Genomic DNA, 18,642 nt, shown 5'->3' with positions numbered 1-18,642 from the left:
ACCGGGGACTGCACTTGATTAGCATGCGACAATCGCTGACGCGTCATACTGCGTGTCGCTTGCGCCGTTTTGACTTTCACCGCGCGAATTTGTATCTAATGTTATGAGTTCCTGATGTTCTAGCATTGGGTTCCGACTGGGGGAGCATGGCAGGAACGACGAATAATGAGGTGCGGCCCGCCGCCGATCCAAAACAGGCCACACCGCCGGGCGAAGCGGCTCGACCGAGCCCTCCCAAGAAATCTCGTGGAATATTCATTGGACTTGCGGTGCTCGCCTTGGCGTTGGCAGTGGGGGCCTATTATGTCTGGGGCCGGAGCGACAAGGTTGGTGCGGCAGCGCAGGCTCACCCGCCGGCTCCGGCTGTCACGGTCAGTCATCCCCTCGTACAACGAATCACCGAGCACGACGAATACACCGGCCAGTTCTCCGCCGTGGAATATGTCGAGCTTCGCGCACGCGTCAGCGGCTATCTGACCGAAATTCATTTTCAGGACGGCCAGCTTGTCAAGAAGGGCGATCTGTTGTTCGTGATCGACCCTCGTCCGTTCGAGGCCGATTTGATGCAGGCCGAGGCGAACCTTGAGCGCGATAAAGCGCAGGTCGTGCGCGCGGACCTCGATCTTCACCGCTACGCCGATCTCTCCAAGAAGGACTTCGCACCCCAACAGCAATTCGAGCAAGCGCGCGCCACGGCGGAAGGTGCGGCGGCGACGGTCAAAGCAGACGAAGCAGCCATCGCGCAGGCGAAACTCAATGTCGAGTTCACGCACATAATGGCACCCGTGAGCGGTCGCATCGGCACGCACGAGGTCAGCCTCGGAAATCTTATCATAGGCGGGTCGACCGGCACGACGACGCTTCTGACGACGATCGTCTCCCTTGACCCCATTTGGTTCGTCTTCGACATGAGCGAATCGGACTACCTCTCCTACGAGCGCGCCGGCCTGCTCAAATCGGCGCGGGAGGCCTTCGTGCCCGTGGAGGTCAGGTTGGTCGACGAGACGGAATGGACGCATAGCGGCGTCATGAATTTCGTCGACAATCAAATCAACCGCGGCGCCGGCACCGTTCGTGCGCGGGCCGAGTTTCCCAACCCAAGGTTCTTCATGACGCCTGGCCAATTCGGCCGTATTCGCGTGCCGGGTTCGGAACCTTACGATGCGATTCTCATTCCCGACAGCGCGATCGTGACCGATCAGTCACACAAGATCGTTTTGACCGTCACGGGTGACAATACGGTTGTGCCGCGCGTGATCCGGCCCGGTCCGACCTATCAGGGACTGCGGATCGTCCGCAACGGACTCGCCGCCACGGACACGATTATCATCGACGGCCTGATGCGCGCGCGCCCCGGCGCCAAGGTCACGCCGCAACCCGGCAAGATCGGGCTCGAAACCTCGACCGACTGAGCCGGGTGACGCGGGCATGAACATTTCCCACTTTTTCGTCAATCGGCCGATCTTCGCGAGCGTGCTGTCGATCCTTATCGTGCTGATCGGAGGTGTCGCCTATTTCACGCTTCCCGTCGCCCAGTATCCCGAGATCGCACCGCCCACGATCGTCGTCACAGCAAGCTATCCGGGTGCCTCCGCTGAGGTGGTCAGCAACACGGTGGCCACGCCGCTCGAGCAGGAGATAAACGGCGTCGAAAACATGATCTACATGGTCTCCCAGTCGACCGGCGACGGAAATCTCTCACTGACCATAACCTTCGCCCTCGGTACCGATCTCAATATCGCGCAAGTGCTCGTGCAGAACCGCGTCGAGATCGCACAGCCGAGACTTCCGCCGGAGGTTCAGCAGATTGGCATCACCATCAAGAAGAACTCGCCCGACCTGCTCATGGTGGTCAACCTGAGCTCGCCCGACCGCTCGCGCGACCAGCTCTATATTTCGAATTACGCAACGCTACAGGTCAAGGACGTACTCGCGCGCCTCAACGGCGTGGGTGACGTGAAAATCTTCGGCGCACGCGATTACTCGATGCGTGTATGGCTAGATCCGGAAAAACTCGCAGCGCACGACCTTACCGCAGGTGATGTCGTCACGGCCCTTCAAGGGCAAAACGTGCAAGTCGCCTCTGGCGTGCTCGATCAGCCGCCTTTGCCCAAGCAGGGTGCATTCCAATACAACGTGGAAACGCTCGGGCGATTGGTAGACCCGCGGCAATTCGACAACATCCTGGTCAAGACCGATCCCGATGGGCGCGTGACACGCATTCGCGACGTTGGCCGATCGGAGTTGGGTGCCCAGGATTACAACGCCAATAGCTATCTTGACGACCGCGAAGCGGCGGCTCTCCTGATCTTCCAGTTGCCCGGCTCCAATGCATTGGCGACCGCCACCAGAATCCAGTCAACGATGGACGAACTCTCGAAGTCGTTCCCGTCGGGTCTGCGCTACGACATCGGCTACAACCCGACCGAATTTATCGCTGAATCGGTCCGCGAGGTGGTGCGGACAATTTATGTGGCCGTCTTTCTCGTCGTTATCGTCGTGATCCTATTCCTCCAAACGTGGCGAGCATCGATGGTACCGATCGCGGCGATTCCGGTGTCGCTCATCGGCACCTTCGCGGTGCTCGCGGCGTTTGGCTATTCGCTCAACAACCTGACGCTATTCGGTCTTGTGCTTGCGATTGGAATCGTGGTGGATGACGCTATCGTCGTCGTGGAAAACGTCGAGCGCAATCTCCGCCAGGGCCTAAGCCCGCGCGATGCGGCGCACGAGACGATGGATGAAGTGGGCGGCGCCCTCATTGCAATCGCCCTTGTACTCTCGGCGGTGTTCATTCCAGCGGCGTTTATTCCAGGAATATCCGGGCAATTCTTCCGTCAGTTTGCGATTACGATTGCATCGGCCACGATCATATCGTGCTTTGTGTCCTTGACGCTCAGTCCCGCACTTTGCGCCCTTCTTTTCAAGCCGCATCAAGAGCACGGCAGCGAGCGTAAGCCCTCCTTGATCGCGCGGCCCTTCCTGGCGTTCTTCCGCGGCTTCAATTTCGCCTTCGACAAGCTCTCTCAGGGATATGCGAGCTTGACTCGCAAGCTCCTCAGGGTCGCGGCATTGATGCTCATCGTATATCTCGGCCTCATCGCCTTGACGGGATGGCAATTCGGCCGCGCACCGACCGGCTTCATTCCCCAGCAGGACCAGGGCTATTTCATCAACGTCATTCAGCTTCCGCCGGGCGCTTCCCTGGCGCGCACGGACGCCGTCGCGCGAAAGGCCCTGAAGCTGATCTTGGAAACGCCCGGTATCGCGCACGCCGTGGTTTTTGCCGGGTTCGACGGCGCCACGTTCACCAACGCATCGAATTCCGCGGCGATCTTCTCGACCATGAGGCCATTCGCCGAGCGGGTAGCGAAGGGGCAGACAGCCGAACGCATGCGGACAGAGCTTCAGAGACGGCTCGGCGCCATCCAAGAAGCCTTCATCATTGTGATACCGCCTCCACCCGTGCGCGGCATCGGGACCGCCGGCGGGTTCAAGATAATGGTGCAAGATAAGCGCGGTCGCGGTTTGCAAGCGCTCGAAGCCGCAGCTCAGGACATGGTTCAGGCGGCGAACCAGACTCCGGGGCTCGTCAGCGTCTTTTCTCTTTTTAACACCCGGACGCCCACGCTGTACGCCGATATCGATCGCGTGAAGGCGGAAATGCTGGACATCCCGGTGAACAAGGTGTTCGAGGCGCTCGAGGTTTTTCTCGGTTCGGACTTCGTGAACGAGTTCAACTATCTCGGCCGGACCTACCGGGTGATTGCCCAAGCCGACGCCCCCTTCCGCCAGAACATCCACGATATCGAGAACTTCAAGACAATGAACAACGCGGGCAAAATGGTCCCGATCGGCTCTGTTACGACGTTTCGGGACATAACAGGGCCATATCGTGTGGCGCGCTACGATCTCTTCCCCGCGGCGGAGGTGCAAGGGAATGTGCTGCCCGGCTACTCGACGGGCTATGCGCTCGCGGCGATGGAGAAATTGGCGGCTGACAGATTGCCGGACGGCTTCGGCTACGAATGGACCGAACTTGCCTTCCAAGAGAAGTTGGCGGGTAATTCGGGTCTCGTGGTGTTCGGCGCTTCGGTCGTCTTCGTGTTCCTGCTGCTATCGGCCCAGTACGAGAGCTGGTCGCTTCCGCTTTCGGTTATCCTGATCGTGCCGATGTGCTTGCTTGCGGCCGTGACGGGGCTTCTCATCCGCGGAATGGACGTCAACATCCTGGCCCAGGTCGGATTCGTGGTGCTCGTAGGGTTGGCTGCAAAAAACGCTATTCTCATTGTCGAGTTCGCGCGCCAGGCCGAGGAGCAAGGTGCGAGTCGTTTCGATGCGGCCGTGCAGGCAGCGCGAACGAGATTACGGCCGATTCTCATGACGTCGTTTGCATTCATTTTCGGCGTGCTGCCGCTGGCGATCGCAGTCGGCGCCGGTGCCGAGATGCGCCAGTCGCTCGGCACCGCAGTCCTTTTCGGAATGCTGGGTGTCACGGGATTCGGCTTGTTGTTTACCCCGGTGTTCTACGTTGTTATCCGCGGGCTTTTCGGCGCGCGGACGAGGCAAGCCGATCCCCCCGGGGAGCGCACGTCTTCGCGGCCTGTGGAATAGGGAAGGGCGGCGCGGGGCGCGATACTTTCCGCGCGATTTTGGTAGCAATTTCCGTAGGTCCCGCAAAAAATGTCTCAATCTTGTCCCCGTCCGTTCCTGGATTGTCCCCCATAATCCAGCCGCGCGATTGGGCGGTCGGTCGCGTGAGATCGCTTCCGGCAGGGCCGGAAAAGCAATGCCACGTCAAGGAGACGAAGGATGTTCAAACGCAGAAATCCAATCGACGAAGGTGGCGGTGACCCGCCGAAGGAAGACGCATCGCCTCTGGACAACGAGTTTACTGTTTCTTCCAGACATCCGATGCGCCCCGCTGGTGCCGACGGCGTCGAGATCTCGCGCGTCGGAGCATTCAAGCCCACGCCCGCAGCTATGCGGCCCGGATCCGAGACGGTCAGGAGAGTTGTTGATATGCCAAACCCAACACGTAAGGGAGAATCGACGGCCATGCCAGCCGAGAGCAAGAAATTGATCGTGGGCCGCGACATCTCGTTGAATGGCAAGATCGCCTCATGCGATCGGCTGATCGTCGAGGGCAAGGTGGAGGCCGAGTTGCAGGACTGCCACACAATCGAGATCGCGGAGTCCGGCACGTTCAAGGGCGCTGCCGAGATCGAGAACGCCGAAGTGTCCGGCCGGTACGACGGGTCGCTCACGGTTCGCGACGGCCTTATTGTCCGAAGCACGGGGCACGTCAGCGGGACCATCCGCTATGGCCGCATCGAGATCGAGCGAGGGGGCGAGATCAACGGCGATGTGAAGAGCCTTGGTGCCAAGAGCGAGAAACCCGCTCACCGTGAGGTCCCTGCCGCGGCTTCACCAATCGGCGCTTCAGCAGGAATAGGTGTCGAAAGCCGGAGTTTGGGAAAAGGCTGAACCGCGCGGTCGATTCCCGTCCAGGCATCGACGCTGTTCGTCTTTTCGGCGCTGTCGAAGTGGGGCGTGCCTCGTGTTGCGGCGGGGCAGGGATCTTCGTGTTGGATATCGTGCGAATGACGCCGGCACGAGTCAGGCGCACACATTATTGTATATTATGAATATGAAATTTAACGACGACCCCTCAATGTCAGTTTTGGCCCCTTAACAAAAATCGCAATATTTAGCGAGCGGGCTATTTTCAGCGACCGAAAATCCGGGCAAATTGGTGCGAACAGCAAGGACCGATTGACGGCAGTCGTGCGATCTTCGGGCCGACGTCGGAATGCGCGATTCGGAAGTGTTAGTGGGAAATTCGCGATGTTCAATAGCCGATTGGATTCGATGCGGGACAGTCCGTTCCGCCGTTTGGCTACTCTTCTCTCCGCTGCAACGCCACGGAGCAACATAAGGCCGATCGATCTATCGGTCGGCGAGCCGCAACATCAACCGCCGGCGTTCATCAGACCCATCATCGATGGCCGCGCCGATACCTGGAATCGCTATCCATCGCTTTCGGGCAGCCCGGAACTGCGGAAGGCGTGCGTCGATTGGCTCCTTCGCCGCTATCGCCTGCCGAGCGCCATGATCGATCCAGAAACGATGATCATGCCCTGCTCCGGTACGCGCGAGGGTCTTTATATGGCGGCGACGCTCGCGATCACGGCGGCCACCGCGGGCACACCGACGCCACTCGCATTCCTGCCCAATCCGTTCTATCAGGTTTATGCGGGTGCCGCCACGCTCGCGGGCGCGGAGCTTGCCTTTATGCCGGCGACGCGCGAGACCGGATTTCTGCCCGATCTCGACGTGCTTGATCCAAAGGCGCTCGATCGCGCACAGCTTATGTACATCTGCTCGCCCTCGAACCCGCAAGGTGCCATTGCCAATCTCGAATATCTCAAGCGCGCGATTACGCTCGCCCGCCGTCACGACTTTCTCCTGGTGATGGACGAGTGCTATGCGGAAATCTACAACACTGACACGCCGCCGCCGGGCGCCCTCGAAGCGGCTGCGGCACTTGGCGGCTCGCTCCAAAATCTTCTGGTTTTTCATACGCTTTCCAAACGTTCTAGTGCTCCGGGACTGCGTTCCGGCTTCTGCGTCGGCTCGACTCAGGCAATAGCGCTCCTCTTCAGGCTTCGCAGCTATAGTTGTGCAGCGACACCCGTTGCGGTCATGGATGCGGCGACGGCCCTTTGGCAGGATGACAGCCACGTGATCGATACGCGTGCGTACTACCGCGCAAAATACGACATCGCCGAACGGATATTGAAGGGACGGTTCGGATTCTACCGCCCCGCTGGTGGGTTCTATTTGTGGCTTGACGTCGGTAACGGTGAGACGGCGACGAAACGTCTTTGGACCGAAGCCGGCATTAAGGCGCTGCCAGGCGCCTATCTTACGCGGCCCTCTCCTGACGGGACGAACGCGAGCGAGCGATATATTCGTCTCGCGCTCGTTAGCGACATTGGGGAGACGGAGGACGCGCTCACCCGTGTCGCGCGAACCTTGTAGCAGGTCAACATCACAATGAACGAAAATAAAGGAGCAATGTCGAGGACGTTGCCGCCGGGATCGCAGTGGTTGCCGGTTCCGAAGGCACTTGAGTTGGCTGAACAGCGCCGCCAGGAAGGCGATTTGGCTGCTGCCGAGACCTTGTGTCGTCAAATTCTGCAGGCCCAGCCCCGGCAATCGGAAGCGCTTCATCTTCTCGGAATCATTGCGCACCAGGTCGGGAATTATCCGGTCGCGCTCGAGTTCATGCGGCAAGCTGTCGCGATAAATGCCAACGTGCCCCTTTTTCATTGCAACCTCGGAGAGCTTTACCGCTTGAATGGGATGCCGAACGAGGCAATAACCGCCGCTCACCGGGCCCTGGCGCTTAATCCGAAATACGCGCAAGCACTGAACAATCTTGGCATCGCCCACTATGATCGCGAGGAGTTCGACGAAGCGATCAAGTGCTACCGGCAGGCTTTGGAGATCGACCGGGGTTACGTCGAAGCGCGCAGCAATCTCGGCAACGCGTTCCGCGCACTGAAGCGGCACGATGAGGCGATCGCTTGCTACCAGCGCGCAATCAAGCAAAATCCGAATTACGCCGACGCCTACAACAATCTCGGAACGTCGCTCAGGGATATCGGAAAGATCGACGAGGCGGAGGGCATATATCGTAAGGCATTGGCGCTGAAGCCCACCGACCCGGCGGTCCTCAACAACCTCTCTCTTGCAGTCAAGGACTTCGAACGCCTCGACGAAGCCTCGAACCTTCTCGCGCAGTCGATTGCGATCGATCCGCGCAATTACAAGACTTATACTTACCTCGCCCTCGTCCGACTGGATCAAAACCGACTCGACGAGGCCATGGCGGCCTGCGAACAAGCACTTGCGATCCGCCCCGAAGATCCCGAAGCGCTCAATGCGAAGGGTCAAGTCATATTCGATCGCGGTCAAGTGAATCAGGCGCTCGAAACCTTCCGCAAGGTACTCTCGCTCAAACCGGACATGGCCGACGCACACAACAACATGGGGAATGCGCTCAAGGAGCTTGGGCAGCTCGACGCAGCGCGCGAGGCTTACATCAAATCGCTCGAGATCAATCCCAAGGAGAGCGGGGTCTACGTCAACCTCGCGGATTCCAAGTCGTTCAAGGCCGACGATCCGCACATCAAGGGCATGGAGGAGCTTCTTCGCGATGGCCCCTCGTTGACCCCGAAGGCGCGGACACATCTCCATTTTGCGCTTGGCAAGGCCTATGGGGATCTTAGGCAATATGAAACGTCATTCGGTCATTTGCGCGAAGGCAATGCCCTGAAGCGCAAGCAGATCGCCTACGACGAAGCAGGCGTCCTCGGCTTGTTCGACAGGGTAAGGGCGAATATGGACCGAAAGACGATTGAATCGAGAGCCGGACAGGGTGATCCGTCGAACCTGCCGATCTTCGTGCTTGGCATGCCTCGCTCGGGAACAACGCTTGTCGAGCAGATTGTGGCGAGCCACCCAAAGGTTTTTGGTGCGGGCGAACTCACCGATTTCGGCGCTGTAATCGAAACAGTGCGCGGTCCGGACGGTGCACTGCTGCCCTATCCGGAGTTCGTGCCAGCACTCGAGGCGTCGCACCTCAGGGCGATCGCGCAGGAATACATTACCCGGCTCCGAGCCATATCGGCGAATGCCGAGCGCATCACGGACAAGATGCCCTCCAACTTCTTCTTCGTTGGGCTTATTCACCTCGTCTTGCCGAACGCGCCGATCATCCATGTGATGCGCGATCCTGTGGACACCTGCATCTCATGCTTCTCTAAGCTATTCTCGGGTGCCCAAGACCATACCTATGATCTGGCCGAGCTCGGCCGCTATTACACGAAATATGTCGAGCTCATGGAGCACTGGCGAACGGCGCTTCCTGCCGGACGTGTTCTCGATATCCAGTATGAGGATCTGATCGCGGATTTCGAGCCGCAGGCACGGCGGATCGTCGAGTATTGCGGGCTCGCGTGGCACAAGAACTGTCTTGTGTTCCACAAAACGGACCGTCCCGTGCGAACGGCGAGCGCCACTCAAGTGCGCAAGCCGATCTACAAAACCTCGATCGGGCGCTGGCGCGTCTATGGGGAGCATCTTGCCCCGCTTTTTGACGCGCTTGGGCCGTTTGCCCCGAAAACGTCTGGCGCATAGCACCTGCCGTTGCGGTATCGAGTGTGCATTATCTAGCGGGTACGGCGCTGGACGCCTGCGGTCGGCGTCGCCCGTGCCGGATCGTCCGGCCAGGGATGCTTGGGGTAACGCCCTTTGAGATCGCGCTTTACATCGGCGTAGCCGGTGCGCCAGAAGCTTGCGAGATCGCGCGTTACCTGCATCGGCCTCCCAGCCGGCGAGAGCAGGTGCAGAAGGACCGGAACGCGCCCGTTCGCCACGCGAGGTGTGTCGGCGAGGCCGAACATCTCCTGAAGCTTGACAGCAAGCACGGGTCCGTCCGGCGCGCTGTAGTCGAGGGGCAGCGTGCGCCCGCTCGGTACGCAGAGCGACACGGGCGCCTCGCTGTGGAGGCGCTGGCGCTGACGATGGTCGAGCCGGCTCGACAGGATATGCGCAAGATCTAGCTGCTGCAGACCGGCAACGTTGCGCACGCCACCGAGATAAGGTCCTAGCCAATCGCCGAGGCTGCGTTCGAGATCGGCGTCGGACAGATCCGGCCAGGTTGAGGCGTCGCCTTCGAGCGAGCGAAGAAATTCGATGCGGGCCTGGAGACTTCTCGCCGCGGGCGTCCAGGGCAGAGCGGACAGGCCAAGGGCACGGACCCCATCGAGCATGGCGGCGGCAACAGCTTCGTCAGGCGCGTCGTTCCACGGCGCGTCGGCGAGGATCAAGGCAGCGAGACGCCGGCGACGGCGCGCCAGCACGAATTGGCTTCGTGGGTCCCATGCTACTTCTACGCTAGATTCGATGTGAGTGCCGAATTCAGCTTCGATCTCGTCGAGCTGGATTGGACAGGCGAGAAAAATCCGACCGTCTGGGTTCGTGCCGCTGACCTCGGCCACCGCGAGCCAGGGCTCGTTACCGAGCGGATCTTCCTCGGCCAATGCTGCACCTCGCCCATTCGCGAGGCGAAATCCCCCCTGCGGCCGTCGGCCCGCGATCCGGTCGGGATACGCAAGGGCCACGAGTACGCCCGCGCGAGCCGGGGCTAGGGAACGATCCTCGATTTCGAGCATCCGGCGGGTTTGCCGTGCCGCATCGATCGCTCTCTTGAGCGCTCCCTGGCGCAGTTCGTAAGACGGCGGCAAACGATGCCGCATTTTGGAATTGCCGAAAAGCTCGAGCCGGGTGCGCAAATCCGCATCACGCGATCCGCCAGGTCCTGACAAGATATCGCGCTCTGCAAGAAGGGCTGCGAGCGACGCCGCCTCCTGACCCAGACCACGCTCTTTCGCGCGCAAGACCATGTGCGCGAGGCGGGGATGCATGGGAAGTCGCGCCATGGCGCGGCCATGCTCGCTCACCCGCCCATTGGTTTCAAGCGCATCGAGCCGCCTCAGCAAATCGCGCGCTTCGGCGAGTGTTTTTTGCGGGGGCGGGTCGAGCCAGGCCAAGGCTTGAGCGTCCTCGACACCCCACAGTGCCAATTCGAGCGCTAAGGATGCAAGGTCGGCATCGAGGATTTCTGGCCTCGTTAGCGGCATCAGGCCACGCGTCTCGGCCTCGGGCCAAAGGCGGTAACAGAGGCCTGGGCCAAGGCGGCCGGCACGCCCACGCCGCTGTTCGGCGGAGGCGCGCGAAACGCGGATCGTCTCGAGCCGACTCAATCCCGTGACGGGATCGAAGCGCGGCACCCGGGACAACCCGGCATCGATGACCGTCCGCACGCCCTCGATTGTAAGGCTCGTTTCGGCTATCGATGTAGCCAACACGATCTTTCGGCGTCCAGGTGGCGATGGATATATGGCCTTGTCCTGGGCCTCTTGCGCGAGGGCGCCATAGAGAGGTGCGACGAACGTTCGAGGAGCCAGGCCGGCACTCCGCAGCGATCGTTCGACGGCACGGATCTCGCGCTCCCCGGGAAGGAAGACGAGTATATCGCCCTCCGTTTCCCCCAATGCTTGTTTGACGGCTTTTGCCGCGGCCGAAGTGGCCGGCTCGCGCAGAGCACCTTCGAGGTAGCGCGTCTCGATGGGAAATTCGCGGCCCTGGCTCTCCACGATGGGTGCGCCGCCGAGGATTCGCGAGACTGCGGAACCATCCAAAGTGGCGGACATTGCAAGAATGCGCAGCTCGGGCCTGAGGTTGCGCTGTATGTCGATCGCAATCGCCAATCCGAGATCTGCATCGAGGCTTCGTTCGTGGAACTCGTCAAAGATAATAAGGCCGACGCCCTTCAGCGCCGGATCGTCTTGCAGGCGGCGCGTCAGAATTCCTTCGGTGACAACCTCAATGCGCGTGCGCCCACTCACGCGCCGTTCGAGCCTTATTCGATAGCCTACGGTTCCGCCAACTCTTTCGCCCAAAATGGCGGCCATCCGCGCCGCCGCCGCACGGGCCGCGAGCCGGCGAGGCTCGAGCAACAGGATTCCAGTATTGGCGAGCCAGGGTTCGGAGAGAAGCGCCAATGGCACTCGCGTCGTTTTGCCGGCACCGGGTGGTGCGACAAGAACAACGGCATTCCTTTCGCACAACTGCTGCGCGATCTTGGGCAGAAGCGGGTCGATCGGCAATGACGTCATCGATTGCGTCGACCACCCTTGCGCCGTTCGTGCTTTTGGCTCGCGGCAAGGTCGAACCTACCGGCAAGGATCGACTCGACGTGATTCAAATGCGCCGCCATCGCCGCGCGCGCGCCTACGGGGTCGCGAGCGACCAGGCAATGGAGGATCGCGCGATGATCCCTGATCGTCATCCGGCCTTGCTCGGAAAGCCTCGTCAGATTGCTCAGATTGTGGAAAAGGGGTGCCGACATCCCCTCCCAAAGGCCATCGACAAGGGCCGCAAAGACACTATTGCCGGCGGCGCGCGCGATGCGCGCGTGAAAAAGCCGGTCGGCATCCCGCCCGTCATGGCCCTTGGCGAGTGCCACCTCCATATCGACGAGCGCCTCTTCGATCGACGCAAGGTCGGCGTTCGAGGCGGATTTAGCCGCCCGCTCGACGCTTTCGCATTCGAGCAACCGCCGCGCTTCGAGAAGATCGAAGGGGCTCGGCCCTGCGTCGAGTGCCGGTAAAATCGTATGCCGGCCCGGCGCCGATTTATCGCAAACGAAGATCCCCGCGCCAGCGCGAATTTCGATCATGCCCGCAATCTCGAGGGCGATCATGGCCTCGCGCACCGTCGGACGGCTTATGCGAAGCCTCTTGGCAAGCTCACGTTCCGGTGGAAGCCGTGCACCGGGTCCATACTCACCCGAGCGGATCAGGTCTCGGATTTGACCGGCGGCTTGCTGGTAGAGCCGCTGGGTTTCGAGCGGTTGCAGCGGCATGGCGCCTCAGCTCTCGTTCCAATTCGTCGCGGCGTTCATTGCCATTACGTTTTCCACCCCATCCAAGGGCCAAGGGTCAAGCGATTTACCAATCGTGCATCGAGCCGTCGGTAAGGCGGTTGACCGGCAGATAAGCGCGCCTGTAAGGGAAACGGGCGGCAAGATTCTCGTCGATGTCGACGCCGTGCCCGCTTGCCTCGCCGGGATGCAAATAGCCGTCCTTAAAGAAGTAAGCGTGCGGAAATACTTCGTCGGTTTCGTCCGTGTGGCGCATGTACTCCTGAATGCCGAAATTCGGCACCGAAATGTCGAAGTGCAGGGCAGCCCCCATGCAAACCGGCGACAGGTCGGTGGCCCCATGGCAGCCGGTGCGCACATTGTAGAGGTCCGCCAGCGACGCGATACGGCGAAGGTGCGTAATCCCTCCCGCGTGCGCGACGGTGGCGCGGATATAGTCGACGAGCTGCTCCGAAATCAGGGTGCGGCAATCGTGGATCGAATTGAAGACTTCGCCGACCGCGAGTGGGGTTACCGTGTGCTGGCGAATCAGTCGGAAACTCTCCTCGTTTTCGGCCGGCGTGGCGTCCTCCATCCAGAAGAGCCGATAGGGCTCGAGCATTCCGCCGAGCCGGCCCGCCTCGATCGGTTTCAAGCGATGATGGACGTCATGAAGAAGATGCGGCTCGAAGCCGAACTTCTCGCGCAGGGCGGCGAACAGCTTGGGCACAAAATCGAGGTATTTCTCCGTCGACCAGAGATTCTCCGTCGGCAAGTCGGCGTCGGCCGGCTCGTAATACATCTTGTCCCGCGCCACGCCATAAGTGGACGCAAGGCCGGGAATGCCGCACTGTGCGCGTATTGCCTTGTAACCGAGCGAGAGATAGCGGGCGATCTCATCGACGCATTCCGCTATATCGGCGCCATTTGCGTGACCGTAGACGAGCACGCCCTCCCGACTCCGTCCGCCGAGAAGCTGGTAGAGCGGCAGGCCGGCGCACTTGGCCTTGATGTCCCAAAGTGCCGTGTCAACGGCGGACAGCGCCGACATCGTAACCGGCCCGCGGCGCCAGTAAGCGCCGCGATAGAGAAACTGCCAGATATCCTCGATTCGATGAGCGTCGCGCCCGATCAGACACGGGATCACGTGATCGGTGAGATAGGATGCCACGGCCAATTCGCGGCCATTGAGCGTTGCGTCCCCAAGTCCGTAGAGGCCGTCTTCGGTCACGATCTTCAGCGTGACGAAGTTGCGTCCGGGACAAGTGACGATGACATAAGCTGCTTTGATCTTCACGTGCGTTCCTCCGAGGTCGTCGCGGCCGAGGTTTTAGGACTAGTTTCGCGGCGCTTCCTTTACGCGCGTGACGAGCTGCGTCGGATTGACGAAGCGCATCGCAATGAGGAGCCAGACGAGGGTCGTCACCATGTAAGTGACGGCCATGGCATCGACCGATTGGGTCGCGCGCACCCCGGCGGCGAATACTGAATAATAAAGCGCCACAACGAGGGTTTGACTATCGGGGCCGGCTGTCAGGAAGGTGAGTTCGAACAGGGCTATTGTACGGACGAGCACGAGGAGCCCGGCAGCGAGAATGCCCGGTGCGAGCAGCGGGACAAGGATATGGACGAAAACCCGGAATGTGCCCGCGCCGAAGACGCGAGCCGCCTGCTCTAGCCTTACATCGATCTGCTCGATGAACGGCGTCATGACGAGAATCACAAAAGGCACGGCGGGCACCAGATTGGCAAGAATAACGCCGGACTCCGTACCGCCCAGGCGCAGCCGATAAAGTACGGTCGCGAGGGGAATTCCGTAGGTGATCGGCGGTACCATGAGTGGCAGCAGGAAGAGGAGCATGGCGCTACGCTTGCCCGGAAACTCGCGGCGCGCGAGCGCATAAGCTGCGGGTACGCCGATGAGGATCGAGATCGCCACGACGATAAAAACGACCCTGAGCGTGACGGTAAGGACATCGCCGAGCTGAAACTCATCCCAAGCCGAGGCGTACCAGCGCGTCGTGAAGCCAGCGGGTAGCCAGGTGCCGAGCCAGCGGGTCGCGAATGAGCTGACCGCGACCGACGCAATCACCCCCGCGACGTTAATCAGAAAGAATGCCATCAACGCCGTGACGAGCGAGGTCCAGGCAATTTCACGCCACGAGCGGCGCTCGATATCGGTGCGTGCAAGGGCAGCCGTTGCCGTATTCATCCCTTGGCACCTCCGGCAGGACCGCGATAGAAAAAGCCCCGCAATCCTAGAACCGCGACGACGACTGCAAGCTGCGCGAGCCCCATGATCATCGCCACGGCGGACGCCATCGCGTAGTCATAGTCCTCGAATGCCGCTTGATAGGCCGCGATGGAGATGACGCGCGTCGGTCCCGCAGGCGCGCCGAGCAGCACGGCCGACGGAAAGACCGAGAACGCCTGGACGAACGCGAGACAGAACGTAATCGCGAGTCCAGGTGCGAGCAGCGGGAAATATATGTGAAGAAATTGACGCGCCGGACCCGCGCCGAGCGTCGACGCGGCTTGAGCCAGCACGGGATCGATCCCGGTGATGTAGGAGAGCGTCAGGAGGAACGCGAATGGAAAGCCCGTTATGACGAGCGAGAGAAGCACTCCCCAGTAATTGTGCGTAAGTCGCACCGGACTCGCGATCAAGTGCATATCGACGAGAAGGCGATTGAACCAGCCCTGCGGTCCCAGGTAATTGAGCAATCCTTCCGCAACCAGCACCGTGCCGAGCGTGATCGGCACGACAAGCATGGTCGTCACGATGCGCTGTGCGCTCGTCGGACGGCGCAGCTTGAACGCCATGGGAATCGCGAGGGCCAGATTGACCAGCGTGGCCGGCAGCGCGATCCAGAACGTGATGCCGATCGTGCTGAAGAATCGGGGTTCCGCGAAAAATCGGGCGTAGTTGGCCCAAATGCCGCCATTCGTGGTCGTGAACGAAAGAAAAAGGCCGTAGGCGAAGGGGTAGATAAAAAGGAGAAGGACGAAAAGCACACCGGGCACGATCAGCAGAACCGTGCGGTCGAAACCGGAGTCGTGCAGGCTGCCGGCGGTCATCCCGTCATCCCACGCTGTAAACGAGAACGCGCTCGGCGGGAACGTGCCAGCACACACGTTCTCCCGGATTGATGCGCTCCGTGCTGCGCGCATGCAGTCTCGCACCCGCATCGGTCACGAAGTCGACGAGGTAGTCGCGCCCACAATACTCAACCGTCTCAGCACGCCCTTCGACGCGGTTCGGACCGTCGCCGATTTCAATTTCGTCGGGCCGGATCACCGCCGTGGCGGCACCGGGATCGATCCGTCCTTGAGGGGCGCCCGTGAGTGCCAGCGCGCCGCATTGAAATGAAACGCGCTCGCCATCGACGCGATCGACGCGTCCTTCAAGCACGTTGCGGTAACCCATGAAGAGTGCCACGTCGAGATTCGCCGGCCGGTTGTAAAGCGCCTCGGGCGAGCCGATCTGTTGAGCGACGCCATCTTTCATCACCACGACACGGTCTGCGAGCGAGAGAGCCTCCTCCTGGTCGTGGGTGACATAGACCGTGGCACGGCCAAGCTCCTGGTGGATCCGTTTGATCTCAGAACGCATTTCGAGCCGCAACTTGGCATCGAGGTTCGAGAGCGGCTCATCCATCAAGACAACAGGCGGCTCGATTACGATCGCTCGCGCAATCGCGACCCGCTGCTGTTGGCCGCCCGATAATTGCCCGGGCAACTTTTCCGCATGCGCCTCGAGCTGCACAAGTCCGATCGCATCGTCCACCCGCCGCCTGATTTCGTCTTTCGGCATCCGACGCATCGCGAGGCCAAAGCCGACGTTCTTGCGCACGTTCATGTGTGGAAAGAGCGCGTAGTTCTGAAAGATCATGCCGAAGCCGCGTTCTTCCGGCCGCATCGTGTCGATGCGCCGGTCGTCGAGCCAAATGCTCCCGCTCGTGAGCGGCAACAGTCCGGCAAGACAATTAAGTGCGGTGGATTTGCCGCACCCGGAGGGGCCGAGAAGGGCAATGAACTCGCCGTGCTTTATCGTAAGCGAGAGACCATCGAGCGCGAAGAGGCCGCCGAAGCGACGGCTGATCGCATCGAGCTTGAGCTCGCCGAATCCACCGCCCCGTGGCTGATGGAAATCTCCCTTGCGCAAAACCATCATCGTCCTCCCCGCCCGCGACCTCCATCAATCGCGGGGCGAGCCTCGCGGATGCCATTATTTCAGCTTCTGTGCTCCGATTTCCTCGTCCCATTTGTGGAACGCGGCGACGAGATCCTTTCCGAAAAGTGGCGTCATGATCGGGTATTTCGCGATCAGCTCGTCATACTCGGGTCGGCCGAATTCCTTTAGCGTGTCCTGGCTCTCCTTGGGTGCCATGGTGAGTGGGACGTTTTTGATCGCGGGACCCGGGTAGAAGTAACCTTCGTCCCACGCATAAGCCTGCTGCTGCGGCTTCAGCATGAAGGCGATGAGATCGAGCACGACCGCAAGATGATCGGGTGCCAACCCCTTCGGGATTCCAACATACTGGGCGTCAGATACCCATTTGAATCCCGCGGGTCCCTCAAGGATGGTCGTCTCTGCCGACTTCGGTACGGTTCCCAGAACGCGCGGATTGATGTCCCAGCCAGGCATTGAAACAATGATGTCGCGGGACCCTTCGCCGAGTTCCTTCATCGTGGCACCAGTGCCCGAGGGGTAATATTCGATGCAGCTATTAAGCTCCTTGAGATAGGCCCACGTCTTCGCCCAACCATTGATCGGGTCGCGCGGGTTGCTGTCGCCGAGTATGTAGGGCAGGCCTTGGAGGAAGGCGCGGCCTGGTCCGGAATTTGCGGGACGAGCATAGAAAAATCGGTTGGGATGAGCTTTGCACCACGCCAAGAGCGCGTCGGTCGTCTTCGGCGGATCCTTGACGCGTTCGGGCGCATATTCGAGCATCGGCCCTGCTATCGCGAACACGACCTCGATCGCCTGACCTTCCGTCGGCTTCTGCATGTCGAGCGCGCCGGGCAGGTAGTTTTCATCGAGGCTCGGGAACTTCGCCGTATAGTCGGGAAGAATTTTCACCCAAAGGCCTTGCTCCAGTCCGGCGGAAATCGCGTCCGTGCCACTCAGTACCACGTCAATATCCACGCGACCGGCGCTTTGCTGAGCTTTGAGTTTGCCCGGGAGTTCAGGGGCAGGCGCCTTCGTAAAATTGAACTTCGAGACTAACTCCGGATGCGCCTTGCGGTAATCCTCCATCGATTTTTGGGTCAGGGCGAGCTGGCCGGCCACGTCGACGACGTTGATGACGATGGGTGAAGACGGTAACGCCGGTAGCTCGCTTGCGGCGGCAGGTTGTGCAAGAGATAGCCCGACCGTACCGACGATCCCGGCGAGAGAGAGCGTTACGCGTGATTTCATGATTTTCCTCCCTTCGTGACGGTGCACCGATGATCCCAAATCATGCGCCGCCATAAGTGGGTTGCATCAGCGCCTCCCGAGCGCCGACGCGTCGCAACAGTGCGATCGCGGCGACCAGCTCATGGCGGAAGCCATCGCTTCGTTGCAGGTCTGGGGAAAAAATTCCAGAGCGCTCGACGAAATTGGCGGCGATGGCTCCGTCGTCCTGGCGCCCCTCGGCCCAACCGGTGAGTTCTCGCGCACGCGGGTCCGATATGACAATCGACCCGCCGCGATCGTCCTTGCCGCCGAGAAAGCGCATCCATGCGGCGATGGCGAGCGTCACCCTCGCCACGGGCGCGTTGTTTCGCAGGCGATCTTCGATCGTACCAAGGAGGCGTTGCGGCAGTTTCTGCGATCCATCCATCGCGATCTGCCAGGTGCGATGGCGGATCGCGCGATTGTCGAAGCGACGAAGAAGCTGCGCACCATACGCCGTGAGCCGTTGCGGTGAAAACTCGGTCAGCGTGGGTGCGATCTCCTCCGCCATCATGCGTTCAAGAAATCGGCGCAAATTCGGATCATCGAGCGCGTCGGCCACGAATTCGTAACCGGCGAGCTGCCCGAGATAGGCAATCGAGGAATGACAGCCGTTGAGCATGCGAAGCTTCATGCGCTCGTAGGGTGCGACATCGGGGACCAGTTCGACTCCAACCTCGGATAGATCCGGAAAACCTTCGCCGGT

13 protein-coding genes are annotated in these 18,642 nt (G+C 60.7%); 5 read left to right on the top strand and 8 right to left on the bottom strand.

Annotated features, from left to right (window positions below; all coding sequences use genetic code 11):
- The first annotated feature begins 146 nt into the window (after positions 1 to 146).
- The 5 genes from VEJ16_11755 to VEJ16_11735 all read left to right on the top strand — a co-directional run bounded on the left by VEJ16_11755 (position 147) and on the right by VEJ16_11735 (position 9,207).
- The gene (locus VEJ16_11755) at positions 147 to 1,412 is read left to right on the top strand and encodes an efflux RND transporter periplasmic adaptor subunit (GenBank protein ID HYB10337.1); all 1,266 of its coding nucleotides are present in this window, start codon (positions 147 to 149) and stop codon (positions 1,410 to 1,412) included.
- A gap of 16 nt (positions 1,413 to 1,428) precedes the next feature.
- Positions 1,429 to 4,614: a multidrug efflux RND transporter permease subunit gene (locus VEJ16_11750; GenBank protein ID HYB10336.1), complete on the top strand. Its 3,186-nt coding sequence runs from the start codon at positions 1,429 to 1,431 to the stop codon at positions 4,612 to 4,614.
- Between the two features lie 198 nt (positions 4,615 to 4,812).
- A complete protein-coding gene (locus tag VEJ16_11745) occupies positions 4,813 to 5,487 on the top strand; it encodes a polymer-forming cytoskeletal protein (GenBank protein ID HYB10335.1) in 675 nt (224 codons plus the stop codon).
- 360 nt (positions 5,488 to 5,847) lie between these two features.
- A complete protein-coding gene (locus VEJ16_11740) occupies positions 5,848 to 7,044 on the top strand; it encodes an aminotransferase class I/II-fold pyridoxal phosphate-dependent enzyme (GenBank protein HYB10334.1) in 1,197 nt (398 codons plus the stop codon).
- 69 nt (positions 7,045 to 7,113) lie between these two features.
- Positions 7,114 to 9,207 (top strand): tetratricopeptide repeat protein, encoded by a 2,094-nt coding sequence (locus VEJ16_11735; protein HYB10333.1) that lies wholly within the window; start codon positions 7,114 to 7,116, stop codon positions 9,205 to 9,207.
- Positions 9,208 to 9,239: 32 nt separating this feature from the next.
- On the opposite strand, the gene hrpB is transcribed toward VEJ16_11735, so the two are convergent.
- The 8 genes from hrpB to VEJ16_11695 all read right to left on the bottom strand — a co-directional run.
- Positions 9,240 to 11,750, bottom strand: coding sequence for an ATP-dependent helicase HrpB (gene hrpB / locus VEJ16_11730; GenBank protein ID HYB10332.1), 2,511 nt, complete (start codon positions 11,748 to 11,750; stop codon positions 9,240 to 9,242).
- On the bottom strand, positions 11,747 to 12,499 hold the full coding sequence (locus tag VEJ16_11725) for a FadR/GntR family transcriptional regulator (GenBank protein ID HYB10331.1): 753 nt from the start codon (positions 12,497 to 12,499) through the stop codon (positions 11,747 to 11,749). Before VEJ16_11725 ends, hrpB begins: the two co-directional genes overlap by 4 nt.
- An 85-nt stretch (positions 12,500 to 12,584) precedes the next feature.
- A complete protein-coding gene (gene manD, locus VEJ16_11720) occupies positions 12,585 to 13,793 on the bottom strand; it encodes a D-mannonate dehydratase ManD (GenBank protein HYB10330.1) in 1,209 nt (402 codons plus the stop codon).
- A 39-nt stretch (positions 13,794 to 13,832) separates the two neighbouring features.
- Positions 13,833 to 14,618 carry an ABC transporter permease gene (locus VEJ16_11715; GenBank protein HYB10329.1) on the bottom strand — a complete coding sequence of 262 codons (786 nt, stop codon included), beginning with the start codon at positions 14,616 to 14,618 and terminating at the stop codon, positions 13,833 to 13,835.
- A gap of 86 nt (positions 14,619 to 14,704) precedes the next feature.
- A complete protein-coding gene (locus tag VEJ16_11710; protein ID HYB10328.1) occupies positions 14,705 to 15,574 on the bottom strand; it encodes a sugar ABC transporter permease in 870 nt (289 codons plus the stop codon).
- A 4-nt stretch (positions 15,575 to 15,578) separates the two neighbouring features.
- The gene (locus VEJ16_11705; protein ID HYB10327.1) at positions 15,579 to 16,670 is read right to left on the bottom strand and encodes an ABC transporter ATP-binding protein; all 1,092 of its coding nucleotides are present in this window, start codon (positions 16,668 to 16,670) and stop codon (positions 15,579 to 15,581) included.
- Between the two features lie 54 nt (positions 16,671 to 16,724).
- Entirely contained in the window at positions 16,725 to 17,918 is a 1,194-nt protein-coding gene (locus VEJ16_11700) for an extracellular solute-binding protein (protein ID HYB10326.1), read from the bottom strand.
- Between the two features lie 40 nt (positions 17,919 to 17,958).
- Positions 17,959 to 18,642, bottom strand: a 684-nt coding sequence (locus VEJ16_11695; protein HYB10325.1) for a mannitol dehydrogenase family protein, incomplete at its 5' end; no start/stop codon positions are given.

The organism is Alphaproteobacteria bacterium, from assembly GCA_035625915.1.
In the GTDB taxonomy this organism is placed as follows: domain Bacteria; phylum Pseudomonadota; class Alphaproteobacteria; order JACZXZ01; family JACZXZ01; genus DATDHA01.
The sequence above is the reverse complement of the archived record's forward strand: the minus strand, read 5'-3'. Positions and strand labels throughout refer to the sequence as shown.